This window comes from Streptomyces sp. BK239, assembly GCF_004217285.1.
Taxonomy (GTDB): domain Bacteria; phylum Actinomycetota; class Actinomycetes; order Streptomycetales; family Streptomycetaceae; genus Streptomyces.
The window spans coordinates 379,047-399,744 of record NZ_SHKS01000003.1 but is presented as its reverse complement, the minus strand read 5'-3'; the positions used below and the strand labels follow the sequence as shown (position 1 = coordinate 399,744).

16 protein-coding genes are annotated in these 20,698 nt (G+C 73.2%); 4 read left to right on the top strand and 12 right to left on the bottom strand.

The genetic code is table 11. The features are described from left to right. Positions 1–66 precede the first annotated feature (66 nt). The 3 genes from EV567_RS11795 to EV567_RS11785 all read left to right on the top strand — a co-directional run bounded on the left by EV567_RS11795 (position 67) and on the right by EV567_RS11785 (position 4,250). Positions 67–726 carry a flavin reductase family protein gene (locus tag EV567_RS11795; RefSeq protein ID WP_130438955.1) on the top strand — a complete coding sequence of 220 codons (660 nt, stop codon included), beginning with the start codon at positions 67–69 and terminating at the stop codon, positions 724–726. A 159-nt stretch (positions 727–885) separates the two neighbouring features. After that, complete coding sequence (locus EV567_RS11790; protein WP_130438953.1) at positions 886–2,595, top strand: lysyl oxidase family protein; 1,710 nt, start codon at positions 886–888, stop codon at positions 2,593–2,595. A 257-nt stretch (positions 2,596–2,852) separates the two neighbouring features. Next, positions 2,853–4,250, top strand: coding sequence for an LCP family protein (locus EV567_RS11785; RefSeq protein WP_130438951.1), 1,398 nt, complete (start codon positions 2,853–2,855; stop codon positions 4,248–4,250). A gap of 300 nt (positions 4,251–4,550) precedes the next feature. On the opposite strand, the gene EV567_RS11780 is transcribed toward EV567_RS11785, so the two are convergent. From EV567_RS11780 to EV567_RS11730, 12 genes are all read right to left on the bottom strand, one after another. Further along, positions 4,551–6,005, bottom strand: coding sequence for an NADase-type glycan-binding domain-containing protein (locus EV567_RS11780; RefSeq protein ID WP_130438949.1), 1,455 nt, complete (start codon positions 6,003–6,005; stop codon positions 4,551–4,553). Beyond that, on the bottom strand, positions 6,002–6,568 hold the full coding sequence (locus tag EV567_RS11775; protein ID WP_130438947.1) for a phage tail protein: 567 nt from the start codon (positions 6,566–6,568) through the stop codon (positions 6,002–6,004). Before EV567_RS11775 ends, EV567_RS11780 begins: the two co-directional genes overlap by 4 nt. After that, positions 6,565–8,523 carry a putative baseplate assembly protein gene (locus EV567_RS11770; RefSeq protein ID WP_130438945.1) on the bottom strand — a complete coding sequence of 653 codons (1,959 nt, stop codon included), beginning with the start codon at positions 8,521–8,523 and terminating at the stop codon, positions 6,565–6,567. Before EV567_RS11770 ends, EV567_RS11775 begins: the two co-directional genes overlap by 4 nt. Beyond that, positions 8,523–8,966 carry a GPW/gp25 family protein gene (locus EV567_RS11765; RefSeq protein WP_130438943.1) on the bottom strand — a complete coding sequence of 148 codons (444 nt, stop codon included), beginning with the start codon at positions 8,964–8,966 and terminating at the stop codon, positions 8,523–8,525. The genes EV567_RS11770 and EV567_RS11765 overlap by 1 nt, the downstream gene beginning before the upstream one ends. Positions 8,967–9,009: 43 nt before the next feature. Continuing rightward, the gene (locus EV567_RS11760) at positions 9,010–10,914 is read right to left on the bottom strand and encodes a VgrG-related protein (RefSeq protein ID WP_130438941.1); all 1,905 of its coding nucleotides are present in this window, start codon (positions 10,912–10,914) and stop codon (positions 9,010–9,012) included. Further along, entirely contained in the window at positions 10,914–11,639 is a 726-nt protein-coding gene (locus EV567_RS11755) for a tail protein X (RefSeq protein WP_130438939.1), read from the bottom strand. The genes EV567_RS11760 and EV567_RS11755 overlap by 1 nt, the downstream gene beginning before the upstream one ends. A gap of 17 nt (positions 11,640–11,656) precedes the next feature. Further along, positions 11,657–12,082: a phage tail protein gene (locus EV567_RS11750; protein WP_130438937.1), complete on the bottom strand. Its 426-nt coding sequence runs from the start codon at positions 12,080–12,082 to the stop codon at positions 11,657–11,659. Positions 12,083–12,130: 48 nt separating this feature from the next. Then, positions 12,131–12,724, bottom strand: a complete 594-nt coding sequence (locus EV567_RS27825) for an extensin (RefSeq protein WP_165430359.1) — start codon at positions 12,722–12,724, stop codon at positions 12,131–12,133. Between the two features lie 3,120 nt (positions 12,725–15,844). Continuing rightward, a complete protein-coding gene (locus EV567_RS27820) occupies positions 15,845–15,997 on the bottom strand; it encodes a DUF6760 family protein (RefSeq protein ID WP_165430358.1) in 153 nt (50 codons plus the stop codon). Then, positions 15,994–16,518, bottom strand: a complete 525-nt coding sequence (locus EV567_RS11740) for a hypothetical protein (protein WP_130438935.1) — start codon at positions 16,516–16,518, stop codon at positions 15,994–15,996. Before EV567_RS11740 ends, EV567_RS27820 begins: the two co-directional genes overlap by 4 nt. Next, entirely contained in the window at positions 16,518–16,961 is a 444-nt protein-coding gene (locus tag EV567_RS11735) for a phage tail protein (RefSeq protein ID WP_130438933.1), read from the bottom strand. The genes EV567_RS11740 and EV567_RS11735 overlap by 1 nt, the downstream gene beginning before the upstream one ends. A 52-nt stretch (positions 16,962–17,013) precedes the next feature. Continuing rightward, positions 17,014–18,606 (bottom strand): phage tail sheath subtilisin-like domain-containing protein, encoded by a 1,593-nt coding sequence (locus tag EV567_RS11730; RefSeq protein ID WP_130438931.1) that lies wholly within the window; start codon positions 18,604–18,606, stop codon positions 17,014–17,016. A 236-nt stretch (positions 18,607–18,842) separates the two neighbouring features. Here EV567_RS11730 and EV567_RS27945 point away from each other — a divergent pair, with 236 nt between their 5' ends. Continuing rightward, positions 18,843–20,639 (top strand): DUF4157 domain-containing protein, encoded by a 1,797-nt coding sequence (locus tag EV567_RS27945; protein WP_407071581.1) that lies wholly within the window; start codon positions 18,843–18,845, stop codon positions 20,637–20,639. The last annotated feature ends 59 nt before the right edge of the window (positions 20,640–20,698 follow it).

Sequence of the window (20,698 nt, the reverse complement as noted above, 5' to 3'; positions counted from 1 at the left end):
CGTCCGCCCCGGCGGCACGCTCACAGTTCGGGCGGGGCCGAAGTGTTCGGTGTCTAGCGTTCCGGCATGACTTCTTCAGTTGGGTCGGGCGTCGTGGGTGGGCGGCATGTGGCCCTTGCTCCGGCGATTCTCTACTTCGGTACTCCCGTCGCTCTGCTGGCGACCGTGAACGAGGACGGGTCGCCCAATCTCGCGCCCGTCTCGTCGGTCTGGGCGTTGGGGTGGAGCGTGGTGCTCGGGGTCGGGCGCGGGAGTCGCACCGTCGAGAACCTGGCCGCCAGGCCGGAGGTGGTGATCAACCTGCCGGGCCCCGAACTGTGGCGACAGGTCGAGGCGTTGGCTCCGCTCACCGGGGCGGAGCCCGTGCCCGAGGAGAAGCGGGGGGTCTACCGGCACGAGCCGGACAAGTTCGCCGCCGCCGGGCTCACCCCGCAGCCCGCCGAGGTCGTGCGGCCGCCCAGGGTCGGCGAGTGCCCCCTCCAACTGGAGGCGCGTGTGACGCGGATGACGCCGGGCGGCGGTGGCGAGTTCCGGATCGTGGAGTGCGAGGTGGTGCGGGTGCACGTCCGCGACGATCTCGTGGTGCCGGGGACCCAGCACGTGGATCCGTCGGCGTGGAGCCCATTGATCTACAACTTCCGCCACTATCACGGGCTTTCGCCGGAAGTGGGGTTCGGGTTCCGGTCGCAGACGCCGACGCGGGAAGGGGCGGCCTCCGGCGGGTGAATCTCGCGGTGGCAGGCAACCGGTGGAACCGGTTCGCCTCTCTCACAGGGTGCTCGCGGAGTCGGCAGGGGTGCTTGGGGAGCGCCCGTCGTACAGGTCGGGTCCGAGGGCCGGCCAGTCCGATGCCATCGACCATGGCACTCGCAGACGAGGAACCCGATGACCAGTCAGAAACACCGCAGGGAGCTGCAGAGAACGGCGTTCGCCGCCGGGGCCGTGCTCGCCGTCGTCGCCGTCGCCGGGGCCGCGCCCGGCGCCGGCGCGGCGCCGAAGGCCACGCCCGGCACGCCGCAGCTCAAGCTGATCGCCGCGTCGAAGTCCGTCACCCTCGAACGGTGGGAGTGGGACGGCCAGGCCGGCGTCGACCTGGACCTGGGCACCTACGTGTCCGTCGACAACGCGCCGCTCGAGTTCAAGGTGACCCGCAAGTCCTACAAGGACCCCGTCGTCGCCCAGCAGATCCTGCGCGACGGGAAGAAGGTGACGACGAAGACGCTGCCCGCCGGGCTCGTCCGCGACTTCCAGGGGCTGCCCGGCTTCCTGGAGGTGTCCATCAAGAACGCCGCCGGCGCCCAGGTCCTCACCGCCAAGGGTGACTTCTGCCCCAACAACGCCTCCGGGCGGATCCGGCCCGACGCGCCGGCCACCTCGCACTATCCGCAGAGCTGCCCCGCGAACCCCTTCACCCTGGGCTCGGTGTGGGGCGTGGAGAAGGGCTGGGCGGCCAACACCAGCACCGGTGACCGCGACAAGCCGACCGACCTGGCGGTGGGCGAGTACACGGCCAAGGTGTCGGTGGCGAAGAAGTACCGCGACTACTTCGGCATGGCCGACGCGCCGCAGACCGTGAAGCTCACGGTCCGCGAGTCCCCGGACGACGGTGAGGGCGGCGTGGGGCTGCGGTCCAACCTCGCCCACGGCTCGCACGGCGCGAAGGCGGCCCACGGGGCGCACGGCGCGCAGGGCGCCGCAGAGGCCCCCGGCGGCGGTCACCACTACGGTTCGCGCGGCGCGGACGAGCCCACCGCGCCCGCCCTCCCGCACGCCCTGGAGGCCCGCGGCCTCGCCCACCACCTGGGCGACGGCAAGGGCCACACCGACGGCTCCCGCATCGCGCCCGCGCTGAAGGCCAACGCCCAGCGGCCCACCGGCCGCGCGACCGTCCCCGCGAACGTGCCCAAGCCCGACCTGCGCTCCCTGCCGGCCTGGGGCTTCCAGATCACCGACGGCGAGGACGGCGACGTACCCGGCAAGGACTACCTTGCCTTCAGCGCCAACGTCTGGAACGCGGGCCCCGCCCCCCTCGTCGTGGACGGCTTCCGCAGCCCCGGCAAGGACCTGATGGACGCCTACCAGTACTTCTACGACGCAAGCGGCAAGCAGGTCGGCTACACCCCCACCGGCACCATGGAGTGGGACCCGCGTGTCGGCCACGAGCACTGGCACTTCACCGACTTCGCCAGCTACCGACTGCTCAGCGCCGACAAGACCAAGCAGGTGCGTAGCGGCAAGGAGGCGTTCTGCCTGGCCAACACCGACGCCGTCGACTACACGGTGAAGAACGCCGACTGGCACCCGCACAACACCGACCTGTCCACCGCGTGCGGCGAGCAGAACTCGATCTCCGTGCGTGAGGTCCTCGACGTCGGCTCCGGCGACACCTACACGCAGTACCGGCCGGGCCAGTCCTTCGACATCACCGGACTGCCGAACGGCACGTACTACGTGGAGGTCCTCGCCAACCCGGCCAAGCGCCTGAAGGAGACCGACCTCAGCAACAACACCTCCCTGCGCAAGGTCGTCCTCGGCGGCAAGCCGGGCGCCCGCACGGTGTCCGTCCCGCCGTACGACCTCGTCAACGCGCCCTGACCACGCGCCGGTGACGGCCTGACCCGCACCTGCCGGTTCTCACCACCGGTCCGGTGCGGGTCACGGTCAGTCATTTGACTTACGTAAAAGGTCACTTGGGGCAACCCTGCCGCACTCTGGCGAGTCTGGTGAGACGTCTGTGCTTTCGGGACGTATTCCTGCCTGCGGGTGGAGTTCCGTCGAACGGCGGTGACCAGCGCCGAGGATCCGAGCACGGTGTACGGGGTGACACAACGGCCGAGCGGAGGGCAGCGCCGATGAGCGGGACACGAGGGCGTCGGCGTACGGCCGGCCGGGCCGACGGCCGGGGGCAGACCAGGCTGACCCGGCGGGGACGCGTGCTGGCGTGGACCGGCGGCGTGCTCACGGTGATGCTCCTCGGGGTCGGCGGCGCCGGCGCCTGGATCTACCAGGACCTCAACGGCAACATCCACTCCGCCGACATCGACGACAAGCTGGGCGGCGAGCGCCCGGACAACCTCAGCCCGGGCTCGAAGAACATCCTGGTCGTCGGCTCCGACACCCGTGAGGGCGCCAACTCCAAGTACGGCGGCCCCGATCTGACCACGATGCAGTCGGACACCCTGATGGTGCTGCACATCCCCGCGAACCGGGAGTGGGCCACGGTGCTGTCCTTCCCCCGTGACTCCTGGGTGCAGATACCGTCCTGCGACCGGGGGAACGGCAGCATGTCCAAGCCGCACAAGGCCAAGATCAACGAGGCGTTCGCGATCGGCGGCAGCAGCGGCGAGGTGGGCGGTGCCGCCGCGTGCAGCATCAAGACCGTCGAGGCGCACACCGGGCTGCGCATCGACAACTTCATGTCCATCGACTTCTCCGGCTTCAAGGGCATGGTCGACGCGCTCGACGGCATCGAGGTCTGCCCGAAGCAGAACATCGTCTCCGACAAGGCGAGACTGAGGCTCAAGGCCGGCTGCCAGACCGTCGACGGCGAGACCGCCCTCGGTTACGTCCGGGTCCGCTACGGCGTCGGCGACGGCTCCGACATCGGGCGCATCGGACGCCAGCAGGAGTTCATGAACGCGCTGGTGAAGAAGGCGAAGTCCAAGCTCACCAGCCCTGATTCGCTGTACGGCTTCCTCCAGGCCGGCACCAAGTCGCTCACCACGGACCCGGAGATGGACGGCATCAAGCCGATCTACGCCCTTGCCAACGAGCTCAAGGGCATCCCCACCGAGCGGCTGTCCTTCCTCACCGTGCCCAACTACCCGCGTGAGGCGGACTTCCCGAGGGACATCGCCAACGTCGTCTGGCAGTACCCGCAGGCCACCGACGTCTTCACCGCGCTGGCCAAGGACAAGGAGATGCCCAAGGCGCAGTTGCAGGCCTCCGTCAAGAACCTGATCTACGCCTCGCAGGTGCGGGTCCAGGTGCTCAACGGCACCGGGGTGTCGGGCCGGGCGGGGCAGGTCGCGGACAAGCTGCGCGCGGCCGGCTACAACGTCGTCGGCACCGGCAACGCGGGCAGGACGGTGGCCAAGTCGGCGCTCACCTTCCCGACGGGCCTGGAGAAGCAGGCCGCTGTCCTCGCCTCGCGCTTCCCCGGGACGCCGTCGACGGTGTCCGCGGACGCGGCGGCGGGCGCGGTCACGCTCGTCGTCGGGCCGGACCTGAAGCTGGAGAAGCTCGAATGACGGTGGTTCGACAAGCGGCGGAGATCGTGTACTATTGATCTTGAGCCGGTCAGCACGACAGTGAAGAACCGGTTCTGCGTTGGTGGTCCAAGGAAAGACGCCCCACTTCCTGTGGGGAGATGCAGGTGCAAGGCCTGCCCGGCGCTCTCACTGCGAGGCCCGTCCCGTGTCACACGGGACGGGCCTCGTGTCGTTGTACGGTCCGACGGCCACGCGGTCCCGGCGGCCCCCGGTGTCGCCACCGGCGAGGGCGGCCCCCGGCCCGGGAGACCGCCCTCGGCCCTGCGAACTCCCGCCCGATCAGCCGGCGTTCGCCGTCGACGGGCCGAAGAACTCGACCTCCGCGATGGCCACCTGCTTGCTCGCGGACGCCGCGTACGCCGACTCGATCGTCAGGCGCACCTTGGTGACCTCGCCGACGCGGAACGCGCGCCGCTGGCCGCCCGCGCCCTGGTCCAGCACGAGGTCCCGGGTCGTCGTCGTGCCGTCCTTCTTCGTGATCGTCGCCTTCACCCGGTGGGGCAGCGCCGACTCCTGGAGCTGGTCGCCGCGCGTCGAGACGCCCGGGGTGATGATCAGGTCCAGCAGACGGGTCGGTTCGGCGAAGCGGGCCTCGATCCACTCGCCCTGGCCCGACTGGGAGACGCCGGGGCCCCACCAGCTGTTGTTGAGCCGGTCGAAGGCCAGCTCGGGCTTGTGCCCGGGGTAGGAGCGGGAGGCGGTGATCTGGTCCGGGGCGACGGGGGCGCGCTTGGCGAAGTGGTCGCGGGTCGCGTCGATCCAGCCCGGTGTGCTGAACCCGACCCACACCAGGAGGCTGAGCACGGCGGCGGCGACCACCCAGGTCACGACCCGGTCGAAGGTGCGCCGCAGCCGGGGGCGGTCGCCCGCCCACGGCGTCCGGCCGTTGCGGAAGCCCGGCAGCCGGCGCCACCACGGGCGTCGCGCCGGCGCGTCGTCCACCAGGGTCATCGGCATCGCGCAGCGCACGCAGTAGTGCCGGTCGGGGTTGTTGGGGGTGGCGCACCAGGGGCAGGGCACGCCGTTCACCTCGCCCTGCTGCGGTCCCGGGGCCCGCACCTGGGGCCGGTCCACGACCGGCCGTCCCGGCAGCACCGGCGCGACGGCGGGCTGCGGCACGGGCTGGGGCTCCGGTTCGGCGACGGGGACGAGGAGGGAGCGGGCGCGGGCGGTCATGGTGTCGTCGGGAGCGGGAGCGGGGGAGGGAATCGCGGGGGCGGGCGTGGGGGCTGCGGCCGGTGCGGGTGCCGGTGCCGCCGTGGGCTGCGAGGTCGCCGGGGCCGGCTGTGCCGTGGGGGGTGCGGAGGGCGTCTCCTCCGAGGTGGGCTGCTCCGGCGGGAGAGCGGGGAGCGGGGTCTCCGCCGTGTCCTCGTCGTCCGAGGGGGCGTGGGCGTCCGCCGCGTCCGAGGGTTCCGCCGGGGCGGGCGCGGTCGGGGCGCCGGCTTCCGCGACGTCCGGAGCAGCGACGCCGGCGGGCGCACCGGCCGCCGTACCGGACGCCGTGCCCGCCGCCGTCGCGGCGGGCGTCCCGGTGGACGTCGTCACCGCGGCCGCCGCCGCGCCCGCGCTCGGGGTGTCCCCCTCGGCGCCCGCGCTCGCGCCCGCCGGTGTCGCGGCCGGCGTCCTGCCGGCCGCGGAGCGGTCCGTCCAGCTCAGTACGGCTCCGCAGGCGTCGCAGAAGGACTGGCCCGGCTCCGCCCGGGTGCCGCAGTCGGCGCAGTTGTGGGTGGTCATCTCTCCGGGGTCCTTTCGGCGGCGGTCGCGGCGGTCACCTCGACCGTGTACGGCATGTGGGCGGGGCGGGCGGCGGCCACGAGGGCGTCCAGCCGGTGTTCGTCGGCCGGGCCCGGGTCGGGCAGGCGGAGCGAGACGTGCAGGTGGGGGCGGGGCTCGCCGGGGACCGGGCCGAGCGGGCGGGCGCTCCACGCGGCGGCCCCGCTCTCGGAGATCTCCGGCTCGACGCCGAACGCGAGCCGCACCGCCTCCGCGAGACCGCGCCGGGTGCCGCGCACCCGGTGCAGATACGCGGCGGCGGCGACGGCGGCCCGCAGCCGGGCTTCCGGTTCGCTGCCGTCGGTCTCCGCGCCGACCCAGCCGGCCAGCCAGCGGGTGAAGTCGGCCGGGGCGAGCGCCGGGTCGAAGTAGGCGGGCAGGCAGTCCAGGACGTTGAGGATCGGCGCCATCACCTCGTCGAGCCCGCCGACGAACCGCTGTGCGAGGTCGTCGTCGGCGAACACGGCGGGCAGCATGGCGCCGATCGGCGCGGACGAGCCGAGGCCGTCGACGGAGCCCCTCACGCGCCGTCCCCGATCACGCGGACACGATGGTCGTAGGAGAAGACCAGGGAGGGCGCGGACAGGTCGATGCGGTCGGTGGCCTCGCCGCGTTTGCCGGTGAGAGGGTCGGCCGGGTGCAGGGTGACCTGGTCGACGAGTTCGACGCCGGGGACGCGCTGGAGGACGGCGAAGACCTCGCCGGACTGCACGGGCCGGCCGAAGGGCCAGCCCCGGCCGTCCGCGCCGCCGGTCAGCGGGTCGAGATGGCGGTAGAGGGCGTCGTGGGCCTGCCGGCGCACCCGGTCGGTGTCCACGCCGCGGAAGGCGTGCACGGTGGCGACCACGGTGACACCCTGGTAGAACGGCGGGCCGACCGCCAACCGGGTCCCGATCAGGCGGCGTTCGTCCAGGTGGCGGGTGATCCGGTCCAACAGCGCGTCACCGGGAACGAGTTGCTCGAAGCGGAGCCGTCCGCCGGGATCGGGGACGGCCTGCGGCACCACCAACACCCTTACCGCGTAGGCGCCGTGTTCGTCGGGCTTGCCTTCGAGGCAGGTGATGCGGGCGGTCTCGGGGGCGGCGCGGCGGGCCAGCTCCTCGTAGTCGCGCAGGGTGACGGCCCGTTCCTGGGCGCGCAGGGTGATGGGCGCGCGGACCTTCGCCTCCGTCACCGTCTCCCCGTCGACCCCGCCGCGCGCGGCCTCCCGGTTGACGACCTCGGAGACGTACGGCACGGAGGTGCGCAGCACCTGGACCGCGCCCCGGGCCACGTTGCCGGCGCGGCCGCCGCCGGTGCGGTATCGGCGCGCGCGGATCACCGCGCCCTTGGGGGCGACGGCGCCGTACTGGCGCAGGGTTCCGTCGGCTTCGCGGACGGAGGGGCCGAAGGCGATCTCGCCGGTCGCGGCGTCCAGGGTGATGTGCCGGTCGTCGGGGCGGGAGGCGGCGAAGTGCGGGACGACCGACCAGTCGGTCCAGCCGTCGTGTTCGGCGGTCTGCAGCAGCAGCGGCGGGTCGTCGCCGACGACGGGCGCGTGTTCGAGGCACAGCCGCTGCCCGGGCAGGCCGGTGGACTCGCCGAGGGCCTCGTCGTACACGGTCTCGGCGTGGACGGCGGGCGCGGTGCCGCCGACGGTGAAGGCCTCGGCGGAGCGCACGGTGGGGGACGTGGTGTAGAAGGGCTGGCCGGCCAGCGGTTCGGTGACGCGGCAGCGCAGCCAGCCGGCCTCCTGACCGCCGGAGCGGGACAGGACGTGCCCGCCGGGGACGTGCAGGACGACCTCGCCGGGGCGGTTGAGGCCGCCGGTGCCGTCGCGGTCGACCTCGCAGGCCTGCCAGCCGTCCTCGGTCCACGCCTCCCAGACCAGCGGGGGCTGGCGCGGGTCGACGCCGACGCCGTCCACGCGGCTGTCGAGTTCGAGGGCGACGGCGCAGTGCGGGACGGCCGCGGTCAGCCCGAACAGCATGCAGTCGCCGGGCCGGGGGGCCTCGGCGAAGCACATCACGTCCTTGCCCTCGGCGAGGTCGGCGGTCCGGTCCGACACCGGCTCGCCCTGCCGCTGCACGACGAGGTGCCGCAACGAGGAGGGCACGACGGCCAGTTCGCGTTCGGTGGCGAAGACGACGGCCTCCTCGCTCTCGGTGCGCACGGTCGCCGTCTCCGTGCCGACCGGCAGCAGCACCGTCTCCTCCTGCGGTGCGGACAGCCAGAACGTGACGTCGGTGCGGGCCGCCGAGGGCGGGAACAGGTGGATGCCGACCAGGTCGAGGAAGGCGAGGTGGTTCTTCTCCGGGACCCGGTTGAGCCGGTACACGATCTGGTCGGCCATGTGGGCGACCGTCTCGACGAGGGTCACGCCCGGGTCGGAGACGTTGTGGTCGGTCCACTCCGGTGCGCGCTGCTGGATGTAGCGCTTGGCGTCGTCGACGAACTGCTGGAAGCGGCGGTCGTCCAGGTTGGGGGAGGGCAGGGCCATCAGCGGTCGCTTTCGGAAGCCGTACCGGAGGAGCTCGGGGAGTCCGGCTCGTCGTGGGACGGGATGACGTAGAAGGGGAAGACGAGGCTGCGCGGGTTGTTCGTGCCGCGGATCGAGTAGCGGACGTCGATGAACAGCACGCCCTGCTCGGCGCCGGCGGTGACCTCGACGTCGTGGACCTCGATGCGGGGCTCCCAGCGGTCCAGGCTGGCGTACACCTCGTGCTGGATGCGGCCCGCGGTCGCCTCGTTGACGGGGGCGAACACCAGGTCGTGGATGGCGCAGCCGAACTCCGGGCGCATGGGCCGTTCGCCCGGCGCGGTCGCGAGGACCAGCCGGATCGCCTCCTCGATCTCCCGCTCCCCGCTGACGAGGGCGATGCCTCCGGTGGGGCCGATGCGGAGCGGGAACGCCCAGCCGGATCCGACGAATTGCTCGGCCATCAGTGGGCCACCTGCCTTTTCCTTCTCCTCGGGCGCTGCTTCGTCACGGCAGCGGGTACGGCTTGCTGTTGACCAGCACGGCACCCTGGAGCATGAGGGTGACGGCCCGGATGCCCACGTTCGCGACGGAGTTGACCTGGAGGGTGCCGCCCGAGCTGATCAGGGTGGCGCCGACGGCCTTGAGGTTGAGGGCGCCCATCGCGTCCACCGTGACCGCCCCGCCGAGCGACTTGAGGTTGACCAGGCCGCGGCCCTGCATGGTGAGGGTGCCGCCGCTCTTGACGGTCAGGTTGCGGCGCGCGCTGAGGGTGAGGTCCGTGCCCGCCTCGACCGTCACCGACTTGCCGCCGGTGATGCTGACGGCGCCCTTGCTGTCCACGGTGATCTCGGTTCTCGTCCGGTCCAGGTTGATGACGAGTTTGTCGTCGCCGCTGGTCAGCCGTACGCCCTGCTTGCCGCCGGTGCGCTGGCTGAGCAGGTCGACCCGGTTGCCGTCCCGGTCGGAGAGGGTGTGCCGGGCGGCGCGGTTGCGGGCCCCGTCGTGCAGCGGCACGTCGCGGACGGGCGTCGGCTTGTCGCGGCCGTTGTAGAGGCCGCCGATGACGTACGGGTGGTCCAGCGCGCCCCGGTCGAAGGCGACGAGCACCTCGTCGTCGACGTCCAGCGGGAAGATCGAGCCGCCGTCCTTGCCGCCCCACTGCGCGACCCGCGTCCAGTCGCTGACGTAGGCGTCGTCCAGCCAGGGGAAGCGGAGCTTGACCCGGCCCTGCTTCAGCGGATCCTGGACGTCGGTGACCAGGGCGTTGGCGATGCCGGGCAGTTGGAGGCCGTTGGCCGTGCCGCCGCCGCCCGAGGACAGCCCGTACAGCGAGCGCCACTGCCGGCCGCTGACGGTGACCCAGGCCTCGTAGTGCTTGCCGTCGCCGAAGACGTGCCGCACGGAGGTCGCCGTGTACTTGCCCTCGAAGGGCGCGCCGACGTCGGCGAGCGTGACGGGCAGCCCGGGCCGCAGTTTGGGGGTGCCGCGCGCGATGACCTCCAGTTCGGCGAACGAGCCGGTGACCTCGTCGGCGAGGGCCTCCGCCGCGAACTTCACCTCCGACTGCCGGTCGTACGGCGTCTGCGCGTCGACCAGTTTGGCCGGCTTGAACTTCACGGCGGCCTCGGCGGGTGTCGTGCCGATGCTGATGCCCGGGTTGGAGGTGGCCGGCACGGTCGCGGTGAGCGTCTTCTTCGTCGTCACGTCCCAGCCGCGCGCCTCGACGGTGCCGACCTGTTCGGCGGCGGTGACGGCGGCGCGCAGCCGGAGGATGTCGGTGCCCGCCTCCATCACGAAGGGGCTCTTCTCACCGGGGGTGGACACGGGCGGCGCCCCGGAGGCGGGGTCGGGCCGGACGAACTGGAACTTGCCCTTGGCGTCGACGGACATGACCATCTCGTTCTCGTCGGCGAGACGGGCGAGGAAGTCCCAGTCGGTGACGTTGGCCTGGCTGATGAACTCGTACACCGTCTTCGTCGACTGGATCCGCCCGATCGGGACGCCGTCCTGCGCGGCGAGTCTGCGGGCGATGTCGGAGGCGCTCTGGTTGCGGTAGGCGGCGATCCGGCGCTGGCGCATCAGCCGGTGGCCGTGGTCGTAGCCGCGGACGACGGTGAAGGAGCCGGTGCCGTCGTAGTCGGCCTCCAGCCCGGACACCTCGCCGGTCAGCAGCGGGTCGGAGGCGCCCTGGCCGTCGGCGACGGGGGCGATGACGACCGGCGTCCCGAACCGCACGCCGAGCTTGCGCAGGACCTGCCGGTGTGGGTCGCGGAACGTCAGCCGGAAGGCGGCCGGCACGCCGAGGCCCTGGTCGACCCAGCCTTCCACGAGGAGCGGCGCGAAGTCGGCGGGCAGGGGCCGGCCGCCCAGGGTGACCTGGACGACGCTGGAGTAGGCGGACTGCACCATCAGTGACGCACCTCCTCCGCCGCGGGCAGCACCAGTTCGACACCGTTGGGCAGCCGGGCCGGGTCGTCGATGTCGTTCGCCTCGGCGATGGCCCGCCAGGCCGCCGTGTCGCCGTACTCCCGCCAGGCCAGCGACTGGAGCGAGTCACCGGCGACGACGCGGTGCACGCGGCGCGCGGTGAGCGCGCCCGAGGTCGGGTTCTGCCCCTTGGTCTTGCTGGGGATCTCGTGCAGCCGCACCTGGCAGGTGGCGCGGATGGGGACGCCGGTGGTGCCGAAGAGGGAGTAGCCGACGTCGACGCTGCTGACGTAGGCGGTGAAGCGGGCCGTGGAGAAGGAACCCCACTGGAAGACCACCCAGGGCGGCGAAGGCTGCTTGGCGGCGATGCTCTTCGCGGTGACCTCGCAGCATTCGAGCAGCGACTCGACCTTCTTCAGCACGGTGTTGCCGCCCGGCTGGTCGGAGGAGTCCAGGAAGATCTCCAGCGTCATCTCGCGCGGCTCGGGCCCCATGAACTCCGGTACGGAGCCGTCGCGGACGGCGGCCGTCGGCGTCACCTTCCACTGGGCGCGGCGGCCGAGCTGCAGCTGCGCCGGGTTGAAGTCGAACGCGAACGACTTGATCATGCCGCCCGGTGTGGTGCTGGACCCCACGGGCGGTTCGTGGATCGCGAGCGTGGCGCGCACCAGGCTCTTGCCGGCGCCGCCCTTGCTTCCCTTGGCCATGTGGTGCGTCCCTCCGCCTAGTCCGTGAACCCGTGGTGGGTGATCTCCAGGACCTCCGTGGCGACGCCCGGGCTGTCGGGGTCCAGGGACGGCCCCTGCCATCTGACGGGCAGCACGTCGATCAGCCCCCAGCGGGCCACCTCCGAGCCGTCGGCGCGCAGCGCGGCGATCTGGGCGGTGGGGCGGGTCACCCCGGTGGTGACCGACGAGATCCACTTGGCGACCTTGGTGGTGTCCGGGGTGAGGGGGCGGGTCAGCCGGATCGTGGAGAACGTGACGCGGGAGGGGAGCTGCCAGACGAAGCCGTTGTTCCCGCCTTCCTGCCGGTGCTCGATCTCCACCTGGGAGGACAGGCCCTCGCACCCGTTGAAGTATCCGAGGCTCTCGCCGTCGATGGTCAGGGTGAAGAAGATGGTGGAGCCCGGGTCGAGATCGCGGGACATCGGGGGTGGGCCTTTCTGGGGTGCGGTGGGCTTCGGGGGCGGCGGGCCTCAGGTGCGGGGGTCGCGGAGACGGCCGATGCGCTCGCGGTCCAGGCGGAGTTCGGTGCGCAGGAGACGGGTGATGCGGCCGGTCAGCCTGTGGGTGAGTTCGTCGAGCTGGAAGTCGGTGAGGGCGCGGGGGTCGAAGGGGGTGGGGGTTTGCTTGGGGGGTGTGGTCGTGGGGGTGGAGGCGGTGGGGGCCGGCTTCGAGGAGTTTTTGGCTTGCGGGGCAGGGGCAGGGGCCGGGGTCGCGGTCGGGTTGGGGGTGGGGAGCGGTGGGGTGATGGCCGCCGGGCTGGGGTTGTGGGGGGCCGGGACGCGTTGGATGGCCGCGAGGGCCGGCGGGATGGGGGCGGGGGGCTCAGCCGGTTTCGCCGGTTGCGTCGGTTGCGTCGGCGGTGCGGGCTGCCGGGGCGCTTGGGTGGTGGTGCGGGGCTGGACGACGGGCAGGGCGGCGGCGTGGTGGGCGGTCCGGCGCAGGGGTACGGCGACGGGGGCGGGGCGGCGCTGGACGGGGGTGGGCGGTGTCGGGCGGACGGTGGGGGGTTGTGGGGTGAAGGGGGGTGTGTGAGGCGGGAGTTGAGGGGCGCTGGTGCGCTGCACGGCGCGTTCGGGGGATGCCGGCGTGGGGTGCTGAGCGGTGGGCTGGGTGGGTGCCGTGGGGGCCTGCGGAGTGAAAGGGGTTGCCGGGGAGGGGAGTTGAGGGGTGCTGGCGCGTTCGGGGGACGCCGGCGTGGGCTGCGGGGGCGTCGTGCGCTGTACGGCGGGGACGGCGCGCTGTATGGCGGGAGCGGTGTGGTGTACGGCGGGTGCTGCGACCGGCGTTGCGTCCGCCGGGCGGCCGGGGAGCGGGGCGCCGAGGGCCGGACGGGCTTGTCCGCTTGCGGGAGTGGGGCGCCCGGTCTGCGGGGCCGCCGTGGTCCGGGCCGGGGGGACGGCGGGGGCCGGCTGTACGGGGAGCGGTGACTGCGGGCTCACGGGAGCGGACGGGCGCGAGGGCGACGCGGCGGCGGCCGGCGCCTGGCCGCTGACGGGAACGGCCGCGCTGCCGCGCGCGGGGGCGCCCAGGCCGGGTCGACGGGGAGCGCTCCGCTGGACGGCCGAAGTCATTGCAGCACCAGGTGAGTTGGCCCCTCGGGCGGCCGGTGTCACGGCGGAGCCGGGAGCGGGGCCGACGCGCCGGACGTTCGCTGCGCGGGCCGCGGGAGCGGACGCCGGGGGCGTGTTCGCCGTGGTGCCAGGGGCGGTCGACGGCGTGGGCGTGCCGGTCGGGCTCACCGCGGCTCGGGCCGCCGGAGGCGGCGAGGTGCGCTCGCCGAAAGTACCGGGCGCGGCCTGGTTCGTCGGTGCCGATGCGGCAGACGGGGCGTGGGCCACCGGGTTCACTGTGCGTTCGCTCGCGGGACCTGGGGCCCGCTGGACGGCAGGGCTAGGTGCGGACGGGCGGTGCCCTGACGAGTTCGTCGCGGGCCTGCTCGGCGGGACCGCCGTGCGTTCACCGGCGGGAGCGGGCGCAGATCCCGTCGTCGGTCCCGGGGTGCGCTGGACGGTGGGGCTCTTGGCGGTCCGAACCGCCGGTGCGGGCGGGCGGGGGCCCGCCGGGCCGGCGGCAGGCCCGACCGTCGGGTTGGACGTGTCGCGGGTCGCCGGGTCCGCTGGGCGACCGCTCGCCGAAGCGGATGCGGACTCCGCCGGCAGCGCGGTGACGGGTCTGCCGACGGGGCTTTGCGCGGTCTGAACCGTGGGTGCGGCCGTGTGCTGACCTGCTGAACCCGAACTGGGCACACCTGTCCGGCCCGTCGGGGTGGGCGCGGGCCGACTCGTCGGAGGTGTGGGGTGGTTGTGGGCGGGGCCGGCTGCGATCGGCGATGTGGCCGGTCCCGGGGCGGAGGCGCTCGCTGGGCCCACTGTGGGCGTGCCCGTAGGGGCGGGTGCGAGTCGGCTCGTCTGAGGTACGGGGCGCTTGCCGGCGGGGTCGGCTGCGGTTTGAACCGTCGGTGTCGAGGCGGCACTGCGCGTAGGTCCTGAGGCCGGGTGCGATGCCGCTGGGGCCGCCGGTCCAGGGATCGGGGCGCCTGCTGTGTCTGCGGCGGAGACGGCTGCGGTCTGAACCGTCGGTCCCGAGGTGCGCTTGCCCGCCGTCGGTGATGCGGCTGGGGCCGCCGGTGCCGGGGTTCCCGCCGGGCCGGCGGTGGACGTACCCACACGCCTCGGCGTGGCATCGCCCGCCGGAGGTGTGGGGCGCTTGCCGGCCGGGTCGGCTGCTGTTCGGACCGCCGGTGTCGAGGCGGCACTGCGCGTCGCGCCTGAGGCCGGGTGCGATGCGGCCGGGGGCGTCGGTCCGGGGGCGGGATCGCCCGCCGGGCCTGCGGTGGGCATGCCCGACTGCCTCGGTGCGGCATCGCCCGTCGGAGGTGTGGGGCGCTTGCCGGCGGGGACGGCGGCCGTCTGAACCGTCGGTACGGAGTTGCGCTTGGCCGCCGTCGGCGATGCGGCTGAGGCTGCCGGTGCCGGCGTCGGGGTGCTCGCCGGGCCTGCGGTGGGTGTCCCCACCTGCCTCGGCGCTGCACCGCCCGCTCGACTCACGGCAGTGGGCGTCGGGTTCGACGCGGGGGCCACGGGGCCGGTCGTACGCGCAGCCGCCGGACGGGTCGTCCCCTCACCCCCCGCACGCGGGGCGGCCCCGCCGGCCGGACCCGACGGCCGTTCGCCGACCGGAGTGGGACCGGAACCGTCCGACGGGCCCGGCACCGCGCCCGTCGGCGTCGACGTGCGTCCGGCGTGCGAGCTCGGAGCGGGCCGTCCCGTCGACGCCCGCTGCACGACCGCACCCTCCTCGCCGGACTCCGGCGACGGCGCAGCCGTAGCGCCGCCCAGCGCCCGCTGGACGGTGGGCGCGTCGGCGCGCGCCCCCGGTGTCGGTGCGGCCGTCACGGAGTGGGCCGGGGCGGGCTCCTGGGCGGTGGCCGGGGTTGCGCCCTCAGTGGGCGCGCCCGAGCCGCCCCTGGGGGTGCCCGTGGCCCGCACGGGCAGCGCGCGCCGTTGCACCGGCGAGGCGGCCGACCTGGTCAGCGGCGCGGAGGCCGGCGGTGTCGACGGCGGTCGGGCGGACAGCGTGCGCCGCTGTGCCGGAGCAGCCGCAGCCGGCGGAGCAGGGAGCACGTGGACGCCCCGCGCCGCGACGACGGGGCCGGGGGCCACGGTCGGCGCCTGCGCGGCGGGCGCCGGGACCGGGGCGGGTGTGACGGGAGCGGGGACCGACGCGGAAGGCGCGGCCATCGGCGGTTCGGCGGACGCGGCCGGGTGCGAGGGCCCGGACGGCAGCGTGGTCATCCGCTCGCCCCGGCCGCCGTCCAGGACGGAAGGTGACCGCGTGCCGGTGAAGGAGGGGTTCTGCCAGGTGGCCAGCCGACCGCCGAACCCGGCGTCGGCGACCCCCGCCGTGGGACGGGCCGCGGCCCGCTGGAGAGGGGGCAACGCCGTCCACCCGGCGAAACGGGGGCGCACCGCACCGCCGTCCGGGCCGGTCGCCCCGCCGGCGGCGGAACCGCCCGGGATGTCACCGACCGACGGCCCGGCCGAACTCCCCGCAGCCCCGGAACCCCCGACGTCAGGACCGCTCACGCCGGATCCACTCACGCCGCCACCGCCACCGCCCGGCCCCGACCGCTTCCGGCCGGAGTCGGCGCTCCCGCGGAACCTCTCCAGGAAGCCCATCAGTCCTCAGCTCCCCGTCCCTGCCACGAGGGCCGCGATGCGGTCCGTGTAGCGGCGGCGGTCGTGGTGTTCGAGGTCCAGGATCTCGTCCTGGCTCCAGTGGAAGTGGAAGGCGACGTACGCGATCTCCTCGTGCAGCCGGTCGGTCGCGTACGTCACGATTCCCCCAGGCGGCTCCCGCCGAGTTCCACCTCGAAGGGCTCCGCGCAGTGCGGGCACTCCACGGTCGCGCGGGTGTGGCCCTCCGCGTTGATCTGACGGTAGAAGTCCTGGAGGAACGCCAGGTCGGAGGCGAACATGTTCTCCACGACGCCGTCGTGGACGAGCGGCAGCGTGCCGAGTCGGGTGATGACCCGGCCGAGCAGGACGACCGACAGGTACGCCGGGTTCTCCTGGACGCGGATGTCGCGCAGCGGGACGAGTTCGTCCCGGGCCGTGGACAGGCGCATCACGCCGTCGCGGTGGACGACGCCGGCCTCGTCGACGTAGCCGCGCGGCAGCTCGAAGGGGAACTCCGTCTGCAGACGCTGCTGAACCGGCGGGGGCACGGCGGACGCCGGCGCGGCGGCGGCCGGGAAGGGCGCCGGAGCCGACGCCGGCGCCGGCTCCCCGCCGCCCGCGGCCGGGACAGCGGCCGGAACCCCGGCCGCCGCCGGCCCCCGCGCAGCCGTACGGCGCATTACTCGATGACCAGTTCTTCGAACGTGATGGTGACCGTCTCCGTCAGCGCGGAGGCCTCGCCCGCCTTCACCGTGCTGGTGTCGATCTTGCTGCACCAGGCGTTGCGCATGTTGTACCGCTTGACCGGATTGTTCTGGTAGTCCATCACCATGATCGTGGCGTTCTTGCGGGCGGTGCCCATCGCGCCGTTGATCGACTCGGTGATCCACTGGTTGAAGGCCGCGGACTGGGTCATGCCGCGCACGACCGTGCAGGTGCCCGCCTTCTTCACGCCGGGCAGCTTCTTGGTGACCGGCTTGCCCTGCGCGGAGACCTGCTGGTACTCGATGACGTCCTGCTCGATGCTGAGGCCGCTGACCTCGGCGAGGTACTCGACCATCACGCCGTCGATCTGCAGGCCGAAATTGTGCGAAGTGAGGGCGTCACCCGGCTGGAGACTCATCTTGCTTTCCTTCTAGGGGAGTTGACGACAGGGGGCGGAGCGGAAGGCGCGGCTACTCCTCCAGCTCACCGCTGCCGCTGGAGAACTGGGCCAGCCGGAAGATCACGAACTCGGCGGGCTTGACCGGCGCGATGCCGATCTCGCACACCACCCGGCCGACGTCGACCGACTCCGGCGGGTTGGTCTCCTCGTCGCACTTGACGTAGAAGGCCTCCTCGGGCCGTGCGCCGAACAGCGCGCCGGACCGCCACTCGTTGACCAGGAACGCCGAGACGTTGCGCCGGATACGGGCCCACAGCGCGTGGTCGTTGGGCTCGAACACCACCCACTGGGTGCCGATCAGGATCGACTCCTCCAGGTAGTTGAAGTACCGGCGGACGTTCAGGTAGCGCCAGGCCGGGTCGGAGGCGAGGGTGCGCGCGCCCCAGACGCGGATGCCGCGGCCAGGGAAGGCCCGGATGCAGTTGACGCCGATCGGGTTGAGCAGGTCCTGCTCACCCCGGGTGATCTGGATCTCCAGGTCGACCGCGCCGCGCACGACCTCGTTGGCCGGGGCCTTGTGCACACCGCGCTCGAAGTCGTTGCGGGCCCACACACCGGCCACGTGGCCGCTCGGCGGGACCAGGCGGGCCTGGCCGGTCGCCGGGTCGAAGGCCTTGATCCACGGGTAGTACAGCGCCGCGTACTTGCTGTCGTAGCCGGCGGTCTCCTGCCGCCAGACCCGGATCTGACGGGCGTTCAGGCCCGGCGGCGGGTCGATGACGGCGACACGGTCGCCCATCAGCTCGCAGTGCGCGATCAGTCCGAGCTGGACCGCCTTGACCGCCTCCAGGTCGATCGCGCCGCGCTGGTAGGCGGCCATCAGGTCGGGCACCGCGACCATGGACACCTCGTCGACGGCCTCCAGGCCGCCGAAGCCGGTGCGGTCCGCGCTGTCGCCGAGGTACTGGGCCGGGCCGACGGCCCCGTCCTGGGCCGCCGGGGCGGCGGGGGCGGCGGCCGCGGGCGGCACGGCCAGCGTCACCGTCTGGTTGTCCGGGCGGACCAGCTGCGCGGCGGGAGCGGCCTCGGCCACCGTGATGAGCTTGGAGCGCTCCTTGACCTGGGTGACCACGTAGGAGCGGTTGCCCTTCTTGGCGGTCACGTCGAACGTCTCGACGGCCTTGTCGCCGTCCTTGACGATCAGCCGGAAGCGTTCGGCGGGGCCCTCGCCCTCGGGGTCGGCGACCTCCACGCTCAGCGGGGCGCCGCTCTGGCCGGCCGCGGTGGCCGTCACCGCGAAGGCGCCGAGCTGCGTGGGCTCGCCGGCCGGCAGCGCGGCCGGGGCCTGCGAACCGCCCACGGCGGCGGGCGACTTGGCGTCACCGGTGGCGCCCGCGGGGCTGCCGCCGACCCGGACGACGTACGCGGCCGAACCGCCGTTGTTGAAGAAGCCGTAGACGGAGTGCGCCAGGTAGTACCCGTCGGTGAAGTCACCGAACGCCGCGACGTACTGGGTCCAGTTGGTGACCAGCGTCGGCTCGTTCAGCGGTCCGGTCGGCGCGAGTCCGACGAAGGCCGCGACGGAGGTCCCCACCCCCTCGATCGGGCGGGAGCCGCTGGCCACCTCCTCGACGTATACGCCGGGCGACAGGTAGGACGGCATGCTGTGCTCTCCTCGGGGTACGCGTCAGGACATCTCTCACGGTCACGCGCGAAGCGCGTCGGTCGAAACGTCCCCGGGTGCCGAACCGGGGGCAGACCGTCTGCCCCGAAGGGCAACGCCCGCCGGCCGCGCCCGCTCTCTCTGCCCCGAAGGCCCTTGCCCCGTCTCCGAGTTCTCGGCCAGGCTGGTCCGCTGACGTGGCTTCTTCACCGTCAATGCCGTCGAGGGGAGCGCTCGTGCGCGCGCAGGACAAGGGCAGTTCGCCGAAGGAACGGACGCCCGGCTCCCGGCCCGCCGTCCGCGCGGGCCGGCCCCCGGGACCGGCGGCCACCGTGCTCGACCTCCAGCGGCTCGCCGGCAACGCGGCGGTGTCCCGCGCCGTCGACGCGGAGCGCCACCAGCACTCCGCCGGGTGCGGACACGGAGAGCAGCCCGACGTGCAGCGCAGCTCCCTGGTGCACCAGGTGCTGAACTCGCCCGGCCGCGCCCTCGACACGCCGCTGGCCGGTGAGATGTCGGCCCGGTTCGGAGGCGTCGACTTCAGTTCCGTGCGCGTGCACACGGACGCCGTCGCCCAGCGCTCGGCCGCCGAGATCGGCGCGAGCGCGTACACCTCGCGCGAGCACGTGGTGTGGAACGGCCGGGACAAGCACACCCTGGCCCATGAGCTCACTCATGTCGTGCAGCAGCGCCAGGGCCCGGTCTCCGGCGCCGACAACGGCGCGGGCCTGCGCGTCAGCGACCCGGGCGACAGCTTCGAACGCGCCGCCGAGGCCAACGCGCACCGCGTGATGTCGGGGTCGGCACCGGTGCAGCGGGCGGTGGAGCAGGACGCCCCGGGCGGCGAGCACGGGGGGCACGACCACGTGTCCCCGGACGCGGCGCACACCGGCGGGACCGACGCCTCCGTCCAGCGCCGGGTGGAGACCCCGGCGCGGGTGGGCTTCGAGTTCCAGCAGCTGAAGAGCAAGGTCGACGTCAAGGGCGGCTCGGACTCGGAGTCCGGTTCGGACGACGGCCTCTTCGCCACGGAGGAGACGAAGTCGGCGTCGGAGTCCGAGCCTGAGGTGTACGAGATCAAGGCCGAGCACTACGGCAAGGGAAGCGGCCTCTGGTACGTCGTCAAGGACGGCCAGAACCTGGAGTTCGTCACCCGACCGTTCAAGAGCATGGACGAACTCACCAAGGTCATGAACGAGATCTGGCGAGTGGCGAAAAGCATCCACCAGGCGACCAGGGCAGAGCAGGCCGAGGACCCCAGGGCGAGGCCGCAGTTCGAGCTCCCCGGTGACACCTACGTGACCGTCCACATCGCCGACGACTCCGGTCAGCCTCAGGTCAACCCCGATGTGCCGCTGGACTCCCTGCCCGGCCTCTACCAGCACGCGGCCGGCGACGAACAGCACCTCCAGGACTTCTACGGCGCCGACCAGGCGTTCTGGAAGGCGAAGGACACCAAGGAGGAGATGCAGGAGAACGCCGCGGTCGCCGCGAACGTGCTTGCACTCGACGCCGACGTGCTCGCCCGCACCTTCCGCATGGAGGACACGTCCGGGGAGAAGCTCGGAAGCGTCCGTGGCCTGCTCCAGGTGCTCACCGCGGCGGCCGTGCACCAGGCGTTCTTCCCCAGCGCGTTGCCCAAGGACCAGCCGGTCCTGCTCAAGACCCACATGGGCAGGCTGTGGCGGGACCTGGTCGCCGACGATGTGATCGGATCCGATGTGTCCCCGAACGACGTGGTGGCGCTGATGTGCGGGCTGCACGGGGACCTGGTCGAGAAGGCGGGCGTCTGCAAGGGCATCGTCAGGAAGGTGATGCAGGGAGTGGACCCGGTCTGGGCAGGTCCGCTGGACTCCGTCGACATCGGTGCCCCGACGCAGGCCGGCGGGCCGGAGACGGCCGACCGCAAGCAGGTGCTGGTCGAGCTGCGGCGCGTTCCGGTCCTCCCCGTCGACGAGTGGCGGAGCTTCGCGGCCACGGCCTTCTCCCACTTCATCACGGACGACGCCGACCGCTACCACCAGACCCTCTGACACCCGGCCCGCAGAGCTGCCCGAACGGGCACACCCCCCTGCCCCTGGGCCTCATGACG